The following is a 20,485-nucleotide window of genomic DNA, read 5'->3' as shown; positions in this document are numbered from 1 at the left end:
ACTTTGATGAACCATATTCTTTCAGACAGAATTAACAATTTGGCTACTTCGCAAACATTGGCAATGGCAGCATTGGCTCGCGAATTAAAAGCACAAGGAAAAGACATTATCAGTTTAAGTTTAGGAGAACCTGACTTCAATACACCAGACTTCATCAAAGAAGCGGCAAAACGTGCTGTTGATGAAAACTATAGCACCTACTCTCCAGTAGATGGTTACGGTGAATTGAAAGAGGCTATTTGCAGAAAATTCAAAAGAGATAATGACTTGGATTACAAACCAGCCAATATCGTAGTTTCTACAGGAGCAAAACAATCTCTATACAACATTGCGCAAGTAATGTTAAATGACGGTGATGAGGTGATCTTACCTGCACCTTACTGGGTTTCGTACTTCGAAATCGTAAAATTATCAGGTGGTGTACCGGTAGCAGTTCCTACTTCTATCGAAAGTGATTTCAAAATCACACCAGCACAACTAGAAGCAGCTATCACACCAAAAACAAAAATGATGTGGTTTTCATCCCCATGTAACCCATCAGGATCTGTTTACAGCCGTGAAGAATTAACTGCTTTGGCAGCAGTTTTGGCAAAACACCCAAACATCTACGTAGTTGCTGACGAAATATATGAACACATTAACTTTTCTGGAACTTTTTGCAGTATTGCTTCTATCCCAGGTATGTTTGACAAAACGATAACTGTAAACGGAGTTGCCAAAGCGTTTGCTATGACAGGTTACCGTATCGGTTACATTGGTGGACCAGAATTTATTGCAAAAGCGTGTACCAAAATTCAAGGTCAAGTTACCTCTGGACCAAACTCTCCTGCACAACGTGCTACTATTACAGCTGTAGATGCAGATCCATCGGTTTTGAAACACATGGTAGACGCTTTCCATTCTCGTAGAGATTTGGTAGTTGGATTGTTGCAAGAAATCCCAGGAATCAAAATCAACGTTCCAGAAGGAGCATTTTACGTTTTCCCAGACGTATCTTCTTTCTTTGGAAAAACATTGAGAGGAACTGAAATCAAAGATGCAATGGATTTATCGATGTACCTTTTGGCCGAAGCAAACGTAGCCACTGTAACAGGTGACGCCTTTGGTAACCCAGACTGTATCCGTTTCTCATACGCAACTAGCGACGACATTTTGAAAGAAGCTTTAAAAAGAATCAAAGACGCTCTAGCGGCTTAATTCATTTTTCAATTATAGATTACAATGCCTCAGGATTTAGTTCTTGAGGCATTTTTTTTGTACTGAGCTTGAAGAATACTGAGCTTGGCGAAGTAGGGCGTGCCACCAGTATCAAAAGAGGCTTAATTTTGTTTGCGAGTATAAAGCCCCTTTCGCTACTGCTGTCGGGCTTTCAGCTATATCTCTTCGTTTCACTACGAGGATACCGCCTCTATCCCTCACGCAGTTTTGTGGTGCTATTCAACTTTATTTTTAGTTTAAAGTTTTATGGATTCAGAAAAAAACGCATAAACTTGCGTAGATTTACTAGTTGGCGGTAAGCTTAAAAAAAACGAGAATGAAAATTTTAACAATAATATTTTGGACTTTTTTGATTTCAAGTAAATCATTAGCTTGCGATTGTAAAATACCTAATAGTCTAAAAGAAATTCAAAATAGAGAATTTACGGAATCAAAATATATTTTTATCGGAGAAATTTTAAAAATTAATTCTAAAAAAAATACTTTTGAAATTAAAGTTATTGAATCTTTTAAAGGAGTTTTAAACGGAAAAATTTATCGCGGAATCAATAATCAATGGTGTGGACCTGTAATTGATAAAAGTGGAAAGTGGTTGATTTATGCCAATCGCAAATCAGATAATCTAATTCAAATCAGAACTTGCGGATTAACTCGAAGTTTCAAAAATCCTGAAAAAAATATTCCCTCAACAAGAGTTCCAGATCTACCACCCGTAAAGCAATCAAAATCTCAAAATATGAAAATACAAACTAACTGGAAATTAAAAGATAAATCCGATTTAGAAAATGAAATAGCCGAATTAAGAAAAATAAATAAATAGCCTCTTTCAATAACCATTGTGAGCCCCATACTGATAAAATCGCCTCGCTCGTGCACGAAAAGTTTCTCATAGTTTGACAACAAAAAATAAAGAATCAACTTCGATTGTAGGTATTATCATGATGCTACTACTTGAGAATTAAATTAAAATATTATTTCGTAAATTAGCATAAAACATTAAAAACCAGCATTCTACAATCCCTAGATTGAAAAATATATTTATTTACTAAAAAAAGATTGATATGAAAAATGAAAATCCAGTAGTTTGGTTCGAAATCTATACGGACGACCTAACAAGAGCAAGAAAGTTTTATGAAAGCATTTTTGATTTCACAATGACTGAATTACCATTACCTGACAATGGTGAAAACATGAAGATGTTATTTTTTCCAGGAAATATGGAATCTAAAAACAGAGCAACTGGTGCACTTGTACAAATGGAAGGATTTAAGGCTGGTAACAACAGTACTATTGTTTATTTTATGAGTGAAGATTGTAGTCTGGAACAACTCAGGATTGAAAAAGCAGGAGGTTGTATTGTTAAATCTAAAATGTCACTAGGTGAATATGGAAATATGGTTCTTGCCACTGATACGGAAGGAAACATGATAGGAATACATTCTATGAAATAGAATATAAAATAATTTGGATAGTGTCTATTTAAAAAATGGTATACCTTTAATTACAAGGGCGAAAGCATCTCGCTCCTGAACACCAAGTTTATTAAATTTTCACAAGAAATGCCGAAATATAATACGAGTACGATCAGGATACTCGAAGTCTCATGACTTCTCATACTTAATATATACACCAAGTTTGACAATATCATTCTTATCTAAAATTTGAATACCTAATTACAGAAACGTTATTTTCACAGCATTACTTCGTTCCTAGCAAAGATCCCGTTTGTAGATAGTTGAATTCTATACATGTATGAGATTCTTTTATAATGTTCAATTATGGATATACATTAAATTAATAGTAAAGCAACGAAATCCTTTATTGCATAACTTTCTCTTCTATCTCTATTACACTTGCACTTCTTGTGCAATTTAATTTTTTTTAGGAATATATAATTAAAACTAACAATCAAAAGTAAAGAAAAGTAAAACTATCTTTGTTAGATCCTAATCATTTACCATTCAAACTAATTTCTTTTTTACTAAAGCCAATAACATCAAACCAAATAAGATAGTAATCGAAGTAAATCGCCATAAAAATCCATAAATTAAAACTGAACTATGAAAGCATCATTAATACAAAATATTTTCAGAATCCTATTAGGCTCCATCATGATATTTGCTGGTATAGGCCATCTTAGCTTTCAGCGTCAAGAATTTATGTCACAAGTTCCGACTTGGCTAACAAATGACAGCCATTTTATTGATTTTATTGTTCTATCTTCCGGAATAGTAGAAATTGCCTTGGGTTTAACTCTAATTTTTCTAGTAAAACACAGGGTAAAATTCGGCATAGCTTTAGCTATATTTTTTGTTTTGGTTTTCCCTGGCAACCTGTCTCAATACACTAATGGTATAAATGCTTTTGATTTGGATACCGATCAAAAGAGGTTCATCCGATTATTATTTCAACCTGTACTTATTTTGTGGGCACTTTGGTCGACTACAGCTTTACAACAGTTATTAAAAGGCAATACCGCCAAGCAGTAATGAATATAGATCAGAATTGCCGTATGCCATATCCCTCTTCATACCTTAAAATGACAATTCACACACTACCCGCCTTTTACATCTAACAAACACACTTTTACTCTAAAAAAAAACTAAAACAGTAGACTTCAACAAACTACAGCGGTCTCATAAACATATATTTCAATAATTACTTCACAATTCTATAAAAAAAGCTGAAAATTCTGTAAGATAAAAACAGGATACTGTTCCCATCTTTGTATTGTATTAATATTCAAAAAACAAACATCATGACAAATACAGACGACAAAAGAACAACAATTGTAAGTACATTAAATGGGTTAATTTCAATTCTTGAAGACGGAAAACTAGGTTACACTAGTGCTGCAGAACACGTAGAAAATGATATTATCAAAAGAGATTTTATACAATATGCTCGTGAACGCGCTTTGTTTATTGTAGAATTACAAGACGAAATCAATCGATTAGGAAAATCAACCGATGCATCTGGTGGTGGAGCATTGGGAGCACTTCACCGTGCTTGGTTGGACATTAAATCATCTTTCACAAGTGGTGATACAGAGGCAATTGTAGGCGCATGTATCACTGGAGAAGAAGCAGCAATCGATAAGTACGAAATGGCATTGAAGGAAATTGAAATGGATCAAAACCAAATCGGACTTCTTGCTAAGCAATTGAATAGCATCAAAGCTGTTTTACTAAAATTAAACCATTACAGATAGGCCAAAGCTAAACATCTCCAAAATAAAAAAATACCTCAAGGAAAACTTCTTGAGGTATTTTCTTTATCTAGAAATCACAACTACTACTCTTTTGAGTTTACGAAACGATACTAGTCAATAAAAATGTAACAACCTACTCTCCGGCTACCAGCCACCACCGCCGCCGCCGCCAGAACTTCCTCCGCCAGAGCTTCCGCTACTCCAACTTCCACTACTTCCGCTGCTACTATTACTTGACGAACCTTTGGAAGGCGTAGGGTCTATTTTCGAAGCTGCGAAACCTTTGTTCAGGCTAGAAACAAAAAGAGTTGGCGATGTATAAAATTCCTCTTCACCCGCATACCAAACAGGATCATATTTCGCCAATTCGAGCACCGTCCCAAATTGGTTCCCCCAAGCTACATCAACATCTAGAGCAATAGCGTACGGTAATAATTCCTCAAACAATTCTGGTGTTTGTTCTGGTGGATTAAGCATATTCATTCGATTCTTTTCGGCTGTTTCAAGGTAGCGTTTAAACCCTTCTATTCTTTGGATCACTTCTGCACCTTTAGTCGTGTATTTCCCCAAGCTGAACCTATAAAAAATGTAACCAAGTAAAAGTATAGCTTGTATAAACAGCTTTAAAAACGAACTCATAAACAATGATCCTATATAAATAAATAGGGTGGGAACAATTAAACTAAAGCAGAAAAAACCACGCAATAATTGAAACCTCCAATCTTTTAGTTCCCTACGTAACCACAATGTTACTGTCACTGAACCCGAAATTAAAAAGAAGAAAAAACTATAATTGATAATTCCACTTGTATTACTGAGCATCAAAAAAAACAGTCCAATGTTGGCCATAAGTACAAAGCCAATCCATTTTTCAAGTGTAGTACTCACATGATAATCCTTCAACTTCAGCTGATGTTTAACACTTGTGTACCAACCATTGTATGCGCGTTCAAAAATACGATAGTATGCCTTGCTTACCAACAGTTTTTTTCGTTTGGCTATAGGTTTAAAAAAGTTTTCCTCCTCGTCAGTCAATGATTTTGGCGATTTATCCAAAACCTCAATTTCATAGATCTTACTGGAGGTAAACGTATCTTTTTGGATACTAGAGGTTATTTTTATTACTCCTTTTATTGCCGTTTGCACTACAGAAGCCATATAGACTTTATCTTCAACTCCATTTTGATACACATAACCCACAAGTGCAGGAGACCATTCATAAGGAGGTCGAAACTCGGGAATAATTGTTTTAATCAGAGTATTATCCCGTTTTCTTAGTCGCAAGTAGAAACAAAAAAAAACAGTCCCAATTCCAAAAATCACCGACCACAGTTCTTCCTTTATTTCTTTATAGAAGGAGGCCGACTTCACCAATGTACTGGGAGGCAAAACAATACCTTTTGCAAAAGAAACAGCGACTGTCATTCCTTCATGTGAACCCAAGTCATGCACTGCAAATCGAGCTACGGAATTGTTGTTGACCAAATCATTCATCACCCGTGAAGTAGTTGTACCCGAACGACCACTATAACTATATATATTTTTAAACTGCTGCTTATTTTGCGGTAAATATATCTCACAAGTTGCCAAATCAATTGGAAAATCCCAGTCGGTTCCAGTTGCATTCCAATACAATTCATCAAAAGATGCAAAGTATCCTATTTGATAAGGCGAACTATATATTATTTGATACGTATATATGCCCTCTTGTAGTTGTACGTTTTTGTCTCCAATATAAATTTTCCAAAAACCATTGCTTTCTTTTGTAAAATAGTCTTCTTCACGTCCGTCTTTTTTAACTGACTGAATATCGTACCGAACTTCTATCTTATTACCCTCTTTGTCAGGTCGAGTCAATGGCAAAACTCTAAGCAATCCATGCTCAAAATCAATTCCTTCGGCCTTAATGGTTATATTTTCTGTAATCTGTATCTTTCCCGAATGTTCGATTTGAATTTTGGTATCAAAACGAATAATCCTCTCTTGGGCATTCGAAAAAAAGCAGCAAAATACTGCAAGACATCCAATTATATTTTTAAATTTTGCTTTCAAATTAAAAAGAAACTTTAGGCATTATTCTTTCTGAAATGTCTTCCAAAGCGAGAAAATCTTTTTTCACAAAGCCAAAACTACCTGCAATCATTACACCTGGAAAACGTTGTACAGCATTATTATAATCACGCACTGTGCCGTTGTAGTATCTTTTGGCGCGTTCAATGTCTGTTTCCAAACCTAGTAAATCGGTTTGTAAACTCTGAAAATTGCTATTGGCCTTTAGGTCTGGATAGCTTTCTGCCAAAGCAAAAATATTGGTTATCGCTTGATTCAATTTTGCATCCAATTCCATTTTATCGCTATTATTATTAAAAGCTGCCGTTTTATTACGCAGGTTTACTATTTCAGCCAAAGTGTCCTTTTCATGCGTGGTATATCCTTTGATAGTTTCGATTAAATTTGGGATCAAGTCAAATCGTTTCTTCAAAATCACATCGATACCGCTTAATGCCTCGTCCACCATGTTTCTTTTGCTTACAAAATCATTATAAGTAAATATTAACAACACAACTAGAATAAAAAGAAAGATTAGAATTACAACCATTTTTATTTTTATAATTAAATTTATAAATCCTTTTTCACGACTTCTACTTGTCCTGTATATTTACAAAAACAGCAATCAAAATCGCTTTAAATTTTATCGAAAATACATAATTCAAACCTACATGCTTACTTTTTATTAAAAAAATTAAAAAAGGAACAGCTGTACTAAAAATTATTTAGCAAAAAGACACTCAAAAATACATTCAAAATAATGGCACTCTGTAATTAAATTTGGGCGTATCCCTACTTCCACTGCCGTTTCAGTAGGGTCGGGCTTTCGGCTATATCTCTTCGTTTCACTACGAGGATACCGCCTCTATCCCTTACGCATAAAACATATTATATTTTTATGATTTAATACAAAAACAGAAAATTATAAACCTCAAATTTTGATTATTTTCAAAATCTATCTACTAGCCCGAAATTCTTTGGGTGTCATTCCTGTATTTTTTTTAAAAAACCGAACAAAATAAGAGTAATCATCATAGCCTACTTTTGCAGCGACTTCATTGATGAGTAACTTTTTATTTATCAACATACGTTTGGCTTCTAGAATAATTCGATCCCCTATGATTTCTGTAGTGGTTTTATTGATGGTATCATTACAAATGCGATTGAGGTGTTTGAGGGTAATGTGCAATGCGCCAGCATAAAACGCAGCCGATTTTTGAGTACTAAAATTCTTTTCTAGCAGTAGATTGAATTCTTTTAGTTTGGCATTATAGGAATTGGATTCGGGCACTACATTTTCTTGGTACTTTCTTGCCAAATCGATATGAATAAGGTCTAACAAATTCAAGATTTTATCTTTTTTATAAAGTTCGCTTGTTGCACTTTCTTTTAAAATCATTTCAAAATAAGGCGTCAAACTTATTCTTTCTGCATCCGACAAGACAATCTCGGGTGTGGCACTATTGGAAAAATAAAAAGGAAATTCATCAATATCTTTCTCACCAAAATAGAGATTATACATCTCTTGTGAATAAAACAAGACATAACCATCAATATCTTCAGACAGACTCCAATGGTGCATTTGTCCAGGTTGGAGCAGAAATACACTTCCGGGATGAACTTCAAAAGTACCAAAGTCTACCTCATGTATCCCAGAACCTTTGGTAAAAAAAGCCATAAGATAAAAATTATGACGATGCGCTTGTTCAACAAAAGGATGGGTTACCAAGTGATTTTGAAAGGTATTCACATAAAAATCAGCCTCAACAGAATTGCAGTTAAAACGTTGAATTGAATAGATAGGATATTTTTCCATACTCGAAATGTCTTTATTGTGCTATAAGTAGCGAAGATAACAAATAGCTATTTCGCAACCATGGAATACCTTTGTTAAAAAATAAGATCATGGCAAATACCTTTATCAACATCATGAATACTACTTGTCCTCAATGCAATAAGGGCAAAGTTTTTGACGAGAAATCACCTTTTTTGAACATCGGCTTTCCAAAAATGAATAAAAACTGTTCAAACTGTAATTATAAATTTGAAAAAGAACCTGGTTACTTTTTTGGTGCCATGTACATGAACTACGGTCTAACGGTAGCAGAATCTATTGCAACCTATGTTATAGCTCAACAATTTTTTACAGCTCGATTTGACTTGAGAATTATTCCTATTATTGCCGTGGTGATTATTGGACTGGCTTCATTTAACATTCGATTATCACGTATGTTGTGGTTGTATATGTTTAAGAATTATACCATGTAAATTTAGTTTTACTAAATTACTATTCATTATTTTTTGATCAGCAGTTGTTATTTTCATCTGACTACTCTTAAAAAGAAAGTTGGCAACTATAAAATGCTTTTTAATTTTTTAAATAATACTCAAAGTCTCCACTTTGAAGCTCGCATGAGGGATAGAGACAAAATTCCTTTTTTGAGACTTTTTCTACCTCAAAAAAGATTGGAATGTATGAGCCAGACCCAGTCCCGATAGCTATCGGGATTACGAAGGGGGCACGTCAAGATAATCTTGCTACAATTACAATTTTATTCTTCAGTTTTTGCATTCTACAAAAGAAAATAGCTCGTTGGGTTCAAAAACAAACTGTTATTTCCAAAAAATAGGCTTTTGAATTAGAAATCTTGAATAATTTATTAGACCTTTGCACACCTTTTTTTTCGTGTAAAACGAAAGCCTAAAGTTGTAGTAATTAAAATAGTATCATCATAAGATGAAGAAAAAAATAGAAATTCTAGCCCCTGCAAAAGATTTATTTCACGGAATGGCAGCCATAAATAGTGGTGCCGATGCAGTTTATATTGGTGCTCCATTATACGGAGCTCGTTCCAACGCAACTAACTCGATCGCAGATGTGGCGGCTTTGGTGCAATATGCACATTTGTATCATGCACAGGTTTTTGTGGTGATTAACACGATTTTGTATGATAATGAGCTTGAATCTTGTCGCAAAATGATATATGAATTGTACGATATTGGCGTAGATGCCCTGATCGTACAAGATATGGCGATTATGGAAATGGAGTTGCCTCCGATCGTCATTCACGCCAGTACACAAGCCAATAACCGTGATGCCGATAAGATTAAATTCCTGAAAGATGCGGGAATCAAGCGTGTCGTTTTGGCGCGTGAATTGAATTTACACCAGATAAAAGAAATAAGTTCGGCTAGTGATGTCGAATTGGAATTTTTTGTAACTGGTGCACTTTGCGTAGCCTTTAGCGGAAATTGCTATATGAGTGTTGCCAATGGAGAACGTTCTGCCAACAGAGGTTCTTGTGCTCAAAACTGTCGTTTACCCTACAATTTGATTGATGGTAATGGCGATACATTGATAAAAAATAGTCATTTACTTTCTATTAAAGATTTTGATGTATCCGATCAAATTCCGAATTTGATTGAAGCAGGTGTCATCTCTTTCAAGATTGAAGGCCGACTAAAAGATGTCGTTTATGTAAAAAATAATGTTTCGTACTTGCGTCAAAAGCTAGACAGCTTTTTGATAGGAAGTGATAAATATACCAAGGCATCTTCTGGTACTTGTACGTTTGCTTTTGATTCGGCTTTGAACAAAAGTTTTAACCGTGGGTACACTGATTATTTTGTAAACGGAAGAGATCAATCTATTGGTTCTTGGGAAAGTCCAAAATCAAAAGGACAATATATTGGTAAACTTCTCAAAACAATTGGAAATGCATACCAAATTGAAAATGGTGAATTATTAAACAATGGTGACGGTCTTTGTTTTATCAACGAAGAAAATGAAGCCGAAGGGATTTACGTCAACAAAGCCGAAAACGGTATGGCATATCCTAACGTTTTTAAAGAAATCAAAGACGGTACTTATATTTACCGAAATAATGATGCTGCCTTTATCAAATTGGTAGAACGTGAGGATAGTGCGGTACGAAAAATTGGCACTACCCTATTATTGACCGAAAATGAAACTGGTTTTGAGTTAATCGTGACTGACGAAGATGGTTATGTGAGTACGGTCCAACTAGATTCCCATAAGGACGAGACCAAAACGGGACTATCGATGGAAGACAACATCAAAACACAATTGGCAAAAACAGGATTCACCCCTTACAAAGCTGACGAAATTAGTGTCATGTTCACCAAAAACTGGTTTATGCCAATTTCGAAAATCAACGAAATGCGTAGAACAGCTTTTGAGCAATTGACCACTATTCGTTTGACAAATTACAAGCGTGAAGAACATCAAATTGTAAAAACATCACATCCTTATCCAGAAACCAAATTGGATTTCATGTATAATGTGGCTAATAAAATGGCTCGTAAATTCTATGAACGTCATGGTGTTACGGAAATCGAAAAAGCATTTGAATTGCAATGGGAACCTGGAAAATCACGTGTAATGACCACCAAGTATTGTATTAAATATGAATTAGGGAAATGCCCAATTCACCAAAAAAGTACTATGGGCGAAAAACTAAAAGAGCCTTTGGTATTAAAACAAGGGGAATTGGAATACAAATTAAAATTCAACTGTAAACCTTGTGAGATGGAAATTTGGGAGAAAGATGCCGAATTTGAAATCGAAGAATACTAATAATTATACACCACTTGCAAAACTGCTTCTTATACGGAAGCAGTTTTTTTTTGTTTCGAAAACACTACTAACTTAAATTATATAAAATATGGTTTTAATTCTGTAAGGCAACAAAACCATAACTTAACCACCTTTGTAGATAATAATAAAAAATACAATCATGGAAAATTCAGATAGCAAAAGCGCAAGCACAATAGATATATTAGAAAGATTAATCATTATACTTGATGATGGAAAATTGGGATATACTAATGCCGCAGAACAAGTAGAAGACGCTCAAATAAAAGTTGATTTTTTAGGCTTTGCAAGAGAAAGATCCTCCTTTATCATTGAACTTCAGGACGAAATAAATAAATTGGGTAAAACGACCGATACGGAAGGGGGCCCGATGGGTGCTTTGCACCGAAAGTGGATAGACATCAAATCACTATTCACAGGTGGTGGAACAGACTCGATTATCAATGCATGTATCACAGGAGAAGAAGTAGCCATCGAAGAATATGAACTTGCGTTGAAAGAAGAGCAATTGACAGCTCCTTTATCATCGATTATTTTAAAGCAATTGGCTAGTATTGAAAGTACACGAGACCAAATAGAATTGAAGAAAAATGCATCCGTATAATTTTACCCTTAAATAACTATCATGGAAAATCAAGATAAAAAAACCGCAAATACCACAGCTGGAAATTTAAAACTAAAGAAAGATAGCAATACAATTGGTGCTGACCAAAAAACTGCTGAACTTTCTGAAACAAAAATTCCGGTAGATTTGATTGACGATTTGAAAAAGGGCAAAATTGATCCACTGACCGAAGGAAAAACAAATCTGGGTTACGATGAAAAAACAGTTCGTAAAGAAGAATTAAAACAAAAAGAACACTACGATCAACAGGAAGAATCGTAGTCTGTATACGAAATAATGCTTAAAACAGTAACTATAACAGTTGCTGTTTTTTTTTGTACTAACTTTGGTCTGCATCAACTGTTACCAACTTCAAAAATAGTTGTATTTTTGATTCAATGAATAGCATACTTGAAAATATAGCCAAATTAATTTCATTAACTCCGGAAGAGGAAGTTTTATTTCTATCACGAACGGAAGTACGGAATTTTAAAGCCAAAACCATTATTCACAATAGCGGAACAATTTGTAAAAATTCCTATTTTGTAAATACTGGCATTTTGCGCAGTTTTAATATCAACGATAACATTGTAGAGCATATTATGAGTTTTGCGTGTGCTGGTTGGTGGATAAGCGATATGTATAGTTTGTTATCTCAAAAACCAGGGAATTTATTTATAGAAGTCCTAGAAGATGCAGAAATAGTAATTTTATCGAAAAAAAACCAAGAAATTCTATACCGCGAAATTCCAAAAACAGAACGCCTTTTCAGAATCTTAATCGAAAATTCGTTAGTAGCCAATCAAGAACGATTGATGGACAACCTCAGTCTCTCTGCTGAAGAACGTTTTGAAAAATTCCAGAAAAAGTATGGAGACTTGCAACATAAAATTCTGCAAAAACAGATTGCCTCTTATATTGGCGTTACTCCAGAGTTTTTTAGCAAAATGAAGAGTCGGTTATTGAGGAAATAATTTTCAATTTTTAGTCGCCGTTTTGTTGGCTAAATTTCGCTATTCTTATAATTTCCACTGTATTTTGCAAAATACGTTTTATTTTGTTGCGTAGTTTTTCTTGTATTAGGACGAATAAGGAATTCATTAAATCGTAATTATAGGCATTATTAAAGAAAAACTGTTAAATCATAAAACCATGAATTCTTCAAGTGATTGAAAGGTTTGTGGTTTATTTATTATTAATTTGCAATACATTTCGACCAAATATCAAGTAGTATAGCTAGATGATTCGGCTGCGATTAAAATCCTTTAGCTCAAATAATATGTCAAACCGAACAAATAAAATCACAGTATTGTTACTAATAGCTTTATTTGCTATCTCTTGTAAAAAGGAAATCGTCAAAGATGTTCCTACGGTACCTAAAGATAGCGTAACTGTAGCAGAAACTATACAAGATCCAGAACAAGAGGAAAAAGAAATTGTTGGAGAAAAAATACAATTACCTGATGGGAATCGAGATTTTTTAAAAAAACTCATTTACGACGAAATTGCTTATGAAAAATATTCAAATCTACAGGTTACCAAATCACCCTACCGAGTTACATTTGATAACGATGGCGATTCGTATACTATATCATTTTCGATTATTAAAAAATTTGATTTCAATAAAGACGGAATTATGGATTATGTGATCAATAGGAATTCAGAAGGAATGCTAGGAGGTAGCGCAAATTCCAATCAAGAATATTTATATTACATCATGAAAGATGAAACTAATTACTCAGAGTATCATTCCATTTTAGGTTACGCACCATTTTCATACAATATAATTGACAAAGCTATATTTGTAAATGACAAATTTAAAATTGACATTACACAAAACTTTAGATCTTATGATCCAGATAATTTAGAATCAGCTTCGTTATCTTTTGTATACAAAAACGGTAACGTCTATGAGGAAACTTACTTGTCAGATTGTAAATTGGCGAAATTAAAATCTAAGACCATTTTTAAAGATATTCCTGAGATTGAAAAACGTGTCAGAAGTATAGAAATGCACAATTACACCGAGACCATAGAAGAAACCTTTAAAAATGGAGACACTATTATTACTGCAAATCTAGAAGGTTGTGACAATTTGATTCTGACTTTTGAAAAGAAATACAAAATTTCTAAAAATCAAATTATTACTGCCGAATTCAAAAAAAATGCTGGAATACAATTTTTGAAATTTCTAAGCAAGAGTACACAATTTCTAAAAGAAGCAACAATAGCAGAGAGATATTACAGTCAAAAACCGGTAACCGATAAATTTATAGAAACGATAAGGGGATATTCTTTCAGAATTTTAATCGAAAGAGATAGCCAATACAAAAAAGAAATACGTTTATTGTTTCAAATAACTGTACTTGATAATCCAAATCAATTAGAGAATTGGGCTGTTACTACTCGCCAAAAAAATTGAAAACTAGGCTACCCTATAACTTCTAAAAAAGAATTAGTATATTAAAATAATTTTAAAATAGCACTGATGAAAGATCTGACCCAATCTGAAATTAAAGAAATAGCCGAGCAAATGGATTGTGGTATGCGATGTTATCATAATATCAAAACGAACAAACTCTTGTTTTTTTCCTGATGATTTGGAGTTAGATGATGATTATGCCATAGATTTTTTTGAAGATGTATTAAACGAGCTAGAAAACAATTCTGACGATTATCACGAAATTAAAAAGCAAGAAACTCGGGATTCCTTTAAAATTATGGAAGATTTTGCAAACACTGCTCAAATCGATGAAAAGTTTAGAATTAAATTGCAAACGGCCTTAGAACGTGAAAAACCATTTTCGAATTTTAAAACCTGTATCGATAATTCGGATTACAGAGATGATTGGTTTAGTTTTAAAAGTAGTTGGATGCAAAAATGGGTAAAAGACCAAGTAGAAAGGGATTTAGAGGAATAGCATACTTTTTATTCTTTTCCCAAACATTTCTACTATTATAAACATTGACCCACTTCTTAACCTACATTAAGTGACAAACCCTTCCTCCTGTCGTAAATTTGTATAACAATAATCACTAAATTATAAAGTCATGGCAACTACAGTTTTACACACAGCAGATACAAGAGGAAACGCTAACCACGGATGGCTAAATGCTTATCATAGCTTTAGTTTTGGAAATTATTATAATGCAGACAGAAACCAATTTGGTGTTCTTCGTGTTCTGAATGATGATACTATTGCAGCTGGAATGGGTTTTGGAACGCATCCGCACAAAAACATGGAGATTATTACGATTCCGTTTGAAGGCGATTTAGCTCATAAAGATAGCATGGGAACGAGTTCTATCATCAAGAGCGGAGACGTTCAAGTAATGAGCGCAGGATCTGGAATTCAACATTCTGAATTTAACCCCAATACCGACCAACAAACAAAGTTGTTTCAGATTTGGTTATTCCCAAATAAACAAGAGGTTACACCACGTTACCAACAAATCACACTAGATCAATCGAAACAGAAAAATAATTTTGCTCAAATACTTTCTCCAAATGCAGATGACGAAGGCATTTGGATCCATCAAGATGCTTGGTTTTTCATGGCCGATTTTGATGCTGATTTTTCTAAAACATATTCGATTAAAAAAGCTGGAAACGGAGTTTACCTCATTGTAATCTCCGGGAGCATAACTGTTTATGGACAAGAATTAAATACCAAAGACGCTATTGGAATTACTGATTTTGAAACTTTAGACATAAAAGCACAAACGGCAGCACGATTTTTAATCATGGATATCCCCATGAAAATGTAAGTAGTTTAAGTCTCCCTCGAAGGGTTTAAAACCCTTCGAAGTTTAAAATGTTGGTGCTCCTAAAAAAAATACTATTTTTGCAACCAGTTTTTAGTTCGCAACTTAAAACTTCAAACATTAAAAAAAAATTTTATGAAAGCATATGTTTTTCCTGGACAAGGAGCACAATTTACCGGAATGGGTAAAGATCTATACGACAACTCACCGCTTGCTAAAGAATTATTCGAACAAGCAAATGAAATACTAGGCTTCCGTATCACAGACATCATGTTTACAGGTACGGCAGAAGAATTAAAAGAAACCAAAGTTACCCAACCAGCCGTTTTCTTGCACTCGGTTATCCTTGCAAAAACATTAGAAGATTTTACTCCAGAAATGGTAGCTGGACATTCATTGGGAGAATTTTCTGCCTTGGTAGCCAATGGAACTTTGTCTTTTGAAGATGGGCTTAAACTAGTTTCGCAACGCGCCTTAGCGATGCAAAAAGCCTGCGAAATCACTCCGTCTACTATGGCTGCAGTTTTGGCTTTGGCAGATAATGTAGTCGAAGAAGTTTGTGCTTCTATTGATGGTGTTGTCGTTGCAGCAAACTATAATTGCCCAGGTCAATTGGTAATCTCAGGAGAATTTAAAGCAGTTGAAGCGGCTTGTGTAGCCATGAAAGAAGCAGGTGCAAAACGTGCATTGTTATTACCTGTAGGTGGTGCGTTCCACTCGCCTATGATGGAGCCCGCACGTGAAGAGTTGGCCGCTGCTATTGAGGCAACAACTTTTTCTACTCCAACTTGTCCTGTTTATCAAAATGTAACGGCTTCAGCTGTTTCTGATGCTGATGAAATCAAGAAAAACTTAATCATTCAATTGACTGCTCCTGTAAAATGGACACAATCTGTGCAGCAAATGATTACGGATGGTGCAACTTTGTTTACCGAAGTAGGTCCAGGAAAAGTATTAACTGGATTGATTGGAAAAATTAATAAGGAAGCAGTTACTGCAAACGCATAATTAACTGTTCAGTAATCCGTTGAATATATTTAAATAAAAATCCTCAAGAACAAAAACTGTTATTGGGGATTTTATTCTTTAAAGCTCTTTTGCTTCCATGCAATGGTTATTTATTATTCCCGTAATCAAATAACTATTCTCTTTTTTTTCGAAAAAGATAAACCAAGTGGTTCTTGCATTTGATTTATAAAAAATATAATTAGAACCTAAATTACTAAGCTTTTTTGGCGTTTTTTTGGGTGGAAAGCTAAAATTTCATGAGTAGCAAAATCGACAATTTTTTCCATGTACTTGTTTGCGTTCTCTAGATAAGCAAAATAGTCATTTCTAAATAGCACAACTACCAAATCATCAAAGTATTGGAGCACACCTTCTTTAAAAATCACTTTTTCCACGGATATGCTTTTATTCTCTTAAACATTTCTTGTTTAAATTCCTCTGGAGTATATCCTTTGGCAAACTCAGCGTCAAAATCAAAGCCCTCTTGATCTGCCAAAGCAATTTTCGATTGAGAACCAGTGTAGGCAACAGTGGGTTCTTTTACCTCTGAAGACTGTTTTTTGTTTTTTTCTGTACTCATAGCTATTGAATGATTTTTTTGTAATTATAAAAAGACGCTATACACTTCATATAAAACGCATTAAAAAGCAAATTTACAAAATATTTGAACACAAAAAATCCCAAAACACAGGTACTGTACTTTGGGATAATTTTATATTTAGTTTGAAATTTTTACTTGTTCAAGAATTCCAATACACTGTTTGTTATAAATTCAATTTGATCGTCTTCCAATTCGGTATGCATTGGCAACGAAAGCACTTCTTTCACCAACTGATTAGTAACCGGAAAATCTTCTTCTTTGTAACGAACATCTACGTATGCTTTTTGCAAATGCAATGGAATCGGGTAATAAATCGCACATGGAATCCCTTTATCCAGTAAATGTTGCATTAGTCCATTTCGATCTGCATCGACAATTCGTAATGTATATTGGTGGAATACATGACAATCGCAAATATCACAAATAGTGGGTGCAATAATATTTTTATGACCTTCAAGCGCTGTTGAATATTTCATTGCTGCCGTTTGTCTAGCCTTATTATAGGTATCCAACAAAGGTAATTTTGCATTCAAGACCGCAGCTTGAATACTATCCAAACGAGAATTTACGCCTACAACATCATGGTGGTAACGTTCATACATTCCGTGATTTACAATTCCACGTATCGTATGTGCCAAAGCATCATCATTCGTAAAAATTGCTCCACCATCACCATAACAACCTAAGTTTTTGGACGGAAAAAATGAAGTTGCTCCAACGTGACCGATAGTTCCAGCCTTCTTTTTTGTACCATCCGATAATTTACAATTAGCTCCAATGGCTTGTGCATTATCCTCAATTACAAATAAATTGTGCTCCTTGGCCAAAGCCATAATCGCTTCCATATTAGCAGCTCGTCCAAACAAATGTACTGGAACAATCGCTTTTGTTTTTGGTGTTATCGCGGCTTTAATTCTTTCGATCGAAATATTCATATTGTACAAGTCAACATCAACCAAAACGGGTGTCAACTGCAATAAGGCAATCACCTCAACAGTAGCTGCAAAAGTAAAATCGGCAGTAATAACCTCATCACCAGGTTGCAAACCTAAACCCATCATGGCAATTTGTAAAGCATCGGTACCATTAGCACATGGAATAACGTGTTTTACATCCAAATAATCTTCTAGCCCTTTTTGAAACTGATGAACCTGTGGTCCATTAATATAAGTATTGGTATTCAAAACTTCTTGAATCGAAGCATTAACAGTATCTGCAATCTTATCGTATTGACTTTTTAGGTCAACCATTTGAATTTTCTTCATTTACACTGAATTTATAGTTAGAAAGTTAGAAATTGCTACATCCGCAAAAACGCACTACTTTCTTTAAAGGATAACAAAAATAAGGATTATTGATTTCAAACCAATGCAATTAAACTAAAGAAAACGTATTTTAGCCCAAAAAAATATCGAATGCATTTTCTCTACAACCTTATTATTGTCATTGCTTCCTTTTTATTAAAAATAATTGCAGTATTTAGCCCCAAAATAAAATTATTTGTAACTGGACGAAAAAATGTTTTTGAAACGCTTTCGCTAAAAATAAAACCATCGGACAAAACGATATGGATTCATGCCGCGTCCCTGGGAGAATACGAGCAAGGGTTACCAATAATTGAGAAATTAAAAGAAAAATTCCCAAAACACAAAATCATCATTACCTTCTTCTCCCCTTCTGGTTTTGAAGTGCGAAAAAACAATACATTTGCCGACCTCACCTTATACTTGCCCTTAGATAGTAAATCGAATGCTAAAAAATTTATTACTCTAGTGCATCCAGAGATGGTGTTTTTCATCAAATATGAATTTTGGATAAACTATTTATCCGTTCTAAAAAAACAAAAAACTCCAACCTATTTGATTTCAGGCATTTTTAGAGAAAAACAGTTATTCTTTAAATGGTACGGTGGATTTTATAGAAAAGCACTAGAAACTTTCACTTACTTCTTTGTCCAAAACGAAAATTCTAAGAAGTTAGTTGACCAATTAGGATTCAGTAATGTAATTGTATCGGGAGATACTCGATTTGACCGAGTAGCTGCAATTATAGAAAAAGAGAATCAATTGGACTTTATTGAAACTTTCAAGAACAACATTGCCACCATTGTCATTGGCAGCTCATGGCCAAAAGATGAAGAGCTATTGGTTCCCTACATCAATAACACCACTCAAAATGTCAAATTTATTATCGCACCACATAATATTAAGACAGACCAAATACAGCATTTAAAATCCAGTATAACAAAGAAAACGATTCTTTATTCTGAAATGACAGAGTATGACCTAGAAGACTATGATGTTTTCATCATTGATACGGTTGGAATTCTAACAAAAATATACAGTTACGCGGACATTGCTTACGTAGGAGGCGGTTTTGGAAATCCTGGCGTACATAATATTCTGGAGCCTGCTACTTTTGGAGTTCCAATCGTTATTGGTAGCAATTATTCTCATTTTGCAGAAGCAACTGCCTTAGTTCAATTAAAAGGATGCCTCTCTATCACGAATGAAGTAGCCTTGCAACTTACATTAGACACACTCCTTAATGACGACATCATTCGAAAAGAGAAAGGAATAATTTGCCGTCAATTTATACAACAAAACAAAGGCGCTACTACAGCCATAATGAACACTATTTTGAAATAAGAAAAATACCCAAGGGCAAGGAGACTATTATTGTAAAAAAACACCACTGAAACAACCCCATTTAAAGCATGAATTGGAGGATAAAGTAGCCTATTTGACCTCATTTTAAAAATAAATTATTCTTTTTTAAACCCTAAACGTAAGGCACTTATCCCTAAAAACAAGGCCTCAAACTAAAAATTCAATAAATTTTAAAAAAAAAAATTAAAAAAATATTTTACATATCAATTATTTTATATCTTTGCTCCGAATTAATAATTAACCTTTTATATTAAAGTAAGATGAAAAAAGTATTTTTAAGTTTAGCTGTAGTTGCTGTTTTGACTGTTGTATCTTGTAAAAAAGCTGACGCTGCTGCTGAAGAAGTTGTAGCTGTTGACACAACTGCTGTAACTGTTGACACTGTATCTGTTGATACTGCTGCTGTAGCTGCTGACACTACTGTTACAACTACTGAAGTTGAAACACCTGCTGCTCACTAATCAAGAATTTATTCTAGAAAAATCAAAGCCATCTTTTAGATGGCTTTTTTTTTGCTTATAACTTTTAAACACTCCTCTTTACTTAAACCATACCAAATTAAACCAACAATTAAGACATCACTAACTCGTTGCCTACATACCAAATAATAAAACCCACTACAAACTTACCCCCAAAAGATCAACATAATAAAACTAAACCACTATGGACTTAAAGTCCATAGATTTGGTTGTCAGACTTAAAGTCTGCATGTTGCTAGTCTTCAATTATGAAGTTATCATTATTA

General features: G+C 34.2%; 22 protein-coding genes. 16 read left to right on the top strand and 6 right to left on the bottom strand.

What is annotated here, in order from left to right:
• Nucleotides 1–6: 6 nt before the first annotated feature.
• From M2326_RS12485 to M2326_RS12465, 5 genes are all read left to right on the top strand, one after another.
• A complete protein-coding gene (locus M2326_RS12485) occupies nucleotides 7–1,197 on the top strand; it encodes a pyridoxal phosphate-dependent aminotransferase (RefSeq protein WP_264619894.1) in 1,191 nt (396 codons plus the stop codon).
• A 337-nt stretch (nucleotides 1,198–1,534) separates the two neighbouring features.
• The gene (locus M2326_RS12480) at nucleotides 1,535–2,038 is read left to right on the top strand and encodes a hypothetical protein (RefSeq protein ID WP_264619893.1); all 504 of its coding nucleotides are present in this window, start codon (nucleotides 1,535–1,537) and stop codon (nucleotides 2,036–2,038) included.
• 241 nt (nucleotides 2,039–2,279) lie between these two features.
• On the top strand, nucleotides 2,280–2,669 hold the full coding sequence (locus tag M2326_RS12475; RefSeq protein WP_264619892.1) for a VOC family protein: 390 nt from the start codon (nucleotides 2,280–2,282) through the stop codon (nucleotides 2,667–2,669).
• A gap of 609 nt (nucleotides 2,670–3,278) precedes the next feature.
• Entirely contained in the window at nucleotides 3,279–3,707 is a 429-nt protein-coding gene (locus M2326_RS12470; protein WP_264619891.1) for a DoxX family protein, read from the top strand.
• 269 nt (nucleotides 3,708–3,976) lie between these two features.
• Complete coding sequence (locus tag M2326_RS12465) at nucleotides 3,977–4,429, top strand: ferritin-like domain-containing protein (RefSeq protein WP_264619890.1); 453 nt, start codon at nucleotides 3,977–3,979, stop codon at nucleotides 4,427–4,429.
• Nucleotides 4,430–4,573: 144 nt separating this feature from the next.
• Here M2326_RS12465 and M2326_RS12460 read toward each other — a convergent pair whose 3' ends face one another.
• The 3 genes from M2326_RS12460 to M2326_RS12450 all read right to left on the bottom strand — a co-directional run bounded on the left by M2326_RS12460 (nucleotide 4,574) and on the right by M2326_RS12450 (nucleotide 8,294).
• Nucleotides 4,574–6,481, bottom strand: coding sequence for a DUF2207 domain-containing protein (locus tag M2326_RS12460; RefSeq protein ID WP_264619889.1), 1,908 nt, complete (start codon nucleotides 6,479–6,481; stop codon nucleotides 4,574–4,576).
• 1 nt (nucleotide 6,482) lies between these two features.
• Nucleotides 6,483–7,028, bottom strand: coding sequence for a LemA family protein (locus M2326_RS12455; protein WP_264619888.1), 546 nt, complete (start codon nucleotides 7,026–7,028; stop codon nucleotides 6,483–6,485).
• A 405-nt stretch (nucleotides 7,029–7,433) separates the two neighbouring features.
• The gene (locus M2326_RS12450; RefSeq protein WP_264619887.1) at nucleotides 7,434–8,294 is read right to left on the bottom strand and encodes a helix-turn-helix domain-containing protein; all 861 of its coding nucleotides are present in this window, start codon (nucleotides 8,292–8,294) and stop codon (nucleotides 7,434–7,436) included.
• Nucleotides 8,295–8,383: 89 nt separating this feature from the next.
• Between M2326_RS12450 and M2326_RS12445 the strand changes: the two genes are divergently transcribed.
• From M2326_RS12445 to fabD, 9 genes are all read left to right on the top strand, one after another.
• Nucleotides 8,384–8,746, top strand: a complete 363-nt coding sequence (locus tag M2326_RS12445; protein WP_264619886.1) for a DUF983 domain-containing protein — start codon at nucleotides 8,384–8,386, stop codon at nucleotides 8,744–8,746.
• Nucleotides 8,747–9,215: 469 nt separating this feature from the next.
• Nucleotides 9,216–11,075 (top strand): peptidase U32 family protein, encoded by a 1,860-nt coding sequence (locus M2326_RS12440; protein WP_264619885.1) that lies wholly within the window; start codon nucleotides 9,216–9,218, stop codon nucleotides 11,073–11,075.
• Between the two features lie 160 nt (nucleotides 11,076–11,235).
• A complete protein-coding gene (locus tag M2326_RS12435; protein WP_264619884.1) occupies nucleotides 11,236–11,697 on the top strand; it encodes a ferritin-like domain-containing protein in 462 nt (153 codons plus the stop codon).
• 21 nt (nucleotides 11,698–11,718) lie between these two features.
• A complete protein-coding gene (locus tag M2326_RS12430; RefSeq protein ID WP_264619883.1) occupies nucleotides 11,719–11,979 on the top strand; it encodes a hypothetical protein in 261 nt (86 codons plus the stop codon).
• Nucleotides 11,980–12,095: 116 nt separating this feature from the next.
• Entirely contained in the window at nucleotides 12,096–12,671 is a 576-nt protein-coding gene (locus M2326_RS12425) for a Crp/Fnr family transcriptional regulator (RefSeq protein WP_264619882.1), read from the top strand.
• A gap of 305 nt (nucleotides 12,672–12,976) precedes the next feature.
• Entirely contained in the window at nucleotides 12,977–14,119 is a 1,143-nt protein-coding gene (locus M2326_RS12420; protein ID WP_264619881.1) for a hypothetical protein, read from the top strand.
• 178 nt (nucleotides 14,120–14,297) lie between these two features.
• Nucleotides 14,298–14,618: a UPF0158 family protein gene (locus M2326_RS12415; protein ID WP_264619880.1), complete on the top strand. Its 321-nt coding sequence runs from the start codon at nucleotides 14,298–14,300 to the stop codon at nucleotides 14,616–14,618.
• Nucleotides 14,619–14,748: 130 nt separating this feature from the next.
• Entirely contained in the window at nucleotides 14,749–15,465 is a 717-nt protein-coding gene (locus tag M2326_RS12410; RefSeq protein ID WP_264619879.1) for a pirin family protein, read from the top strand.
• A gap of 132 nt (nucleotides 15,466–15,597) precedes the next feature.
• Nucleotides 15,598–16,470 (top strand): ACP S-malonyltransferase, encoded by an 873-nt coding sequence (fabD, locus tag M2326_RS12405; RefSeq protein ID WP_264619878.1) that lies wholly within the window; start codon nucleotides 15,598–15,600, stop codon nucleotides 16,468–16,470.
• Between the two features lie 206 nt (nucleotides 16,471–16,676).
• On the opposite strand, the gene M2326_RS12400 is transcribed toward fabD, so the two are convergent.
• From M2326_RS12400 to M2326_RS12390, 3 genes are all read right to left on the bottom strand, one after another.
• Nucleotides 16,677–16,865 carry a hypothetical protein gene (locus M2326_RS12400; RefSeq protein ID WP_264619877.1) on the bottom strand — a complete coding sequence of 63 codons (189 nt, stop codon included), beginning with the start codon at nucleotides 16,863–16,865 and terminating at the stop codon, nucleotides 16,677–16,679.
• Nucleotides 16,853–17,050, bottom strand: a complete 198-nt coding sequence (locus tag M2326_RS12395) for a hypothetical protein (RefSeq protein ID WP_264619876.1) — start codon at nucleotides 17,048–17,050, stop codon at nucleotides 16,853–16,855. Before M2326_RS12395 ends, M2326_RS12400 begins: the two co-directional genes overlap by 13 nt.
• A 152-nt stretch (nucleotides 17,051–17,202) precedes the next feature.
• Nucleotides 17,203–18,336: a DegT/DnrJ/EryC1/StrS family aminotransferase gene (locus tag M2326_RS12390; protein WP_264619875.1), complete on the bottom strand. Its 1,134-nt coding sequence runs from the start codon at nucleotides 18,334–18,336 to the stop codon at nucleotides 17,203–17,205.
• A 150-nt stretch (nucleotides 18,337–18,486) separates the two neighbouring features.
• Here M2326_RS12390 and M2326_RS12385 point away from each other — a divergent pair, with 150 nt between their 5' ends.
• Nucleotides 18,487–19,719, top strand: a complete 1,233-nt coding sequence (locus tag M2326_RS12385; protein WP_264619874.1) for a 3-deoxy-D-manno-octulosonic acid transferase — start codon at nucleotides 18,487–18,489, stop codon at nucleotides 19,717–19,719.
• Between the two features lie 281 nt (nucleotides 19,720–20,000).
• Nucleotides 20,001–20,201 carry a hypothetical protein gene (locus M2326_RS12380; RefSeq protein WP_108739249.1) on the top strand — a complete coding sequence of 67 codons (201 nt, stop codon included), beginning with the start codon at nucleotides 20,001–20,003 and terminating at the stop codon, nucleotides 20,199–20,201.
• Nucleotides 20,202–20,485: the final 284 nt, after the last annotated feature.

The organism is Flavobacterium psychraerolatum (genome assembly GCF_025960985.1).
Classification (GTDB): domain Bacteria; phylum Bacteroidota; class Bacteroidia; order Flavobacteriales; family Flavobacteriaceae; genus Flavobacterium.
This window is presented reverse-complemented; position numbering and strand designations above follow the sequence as displayed.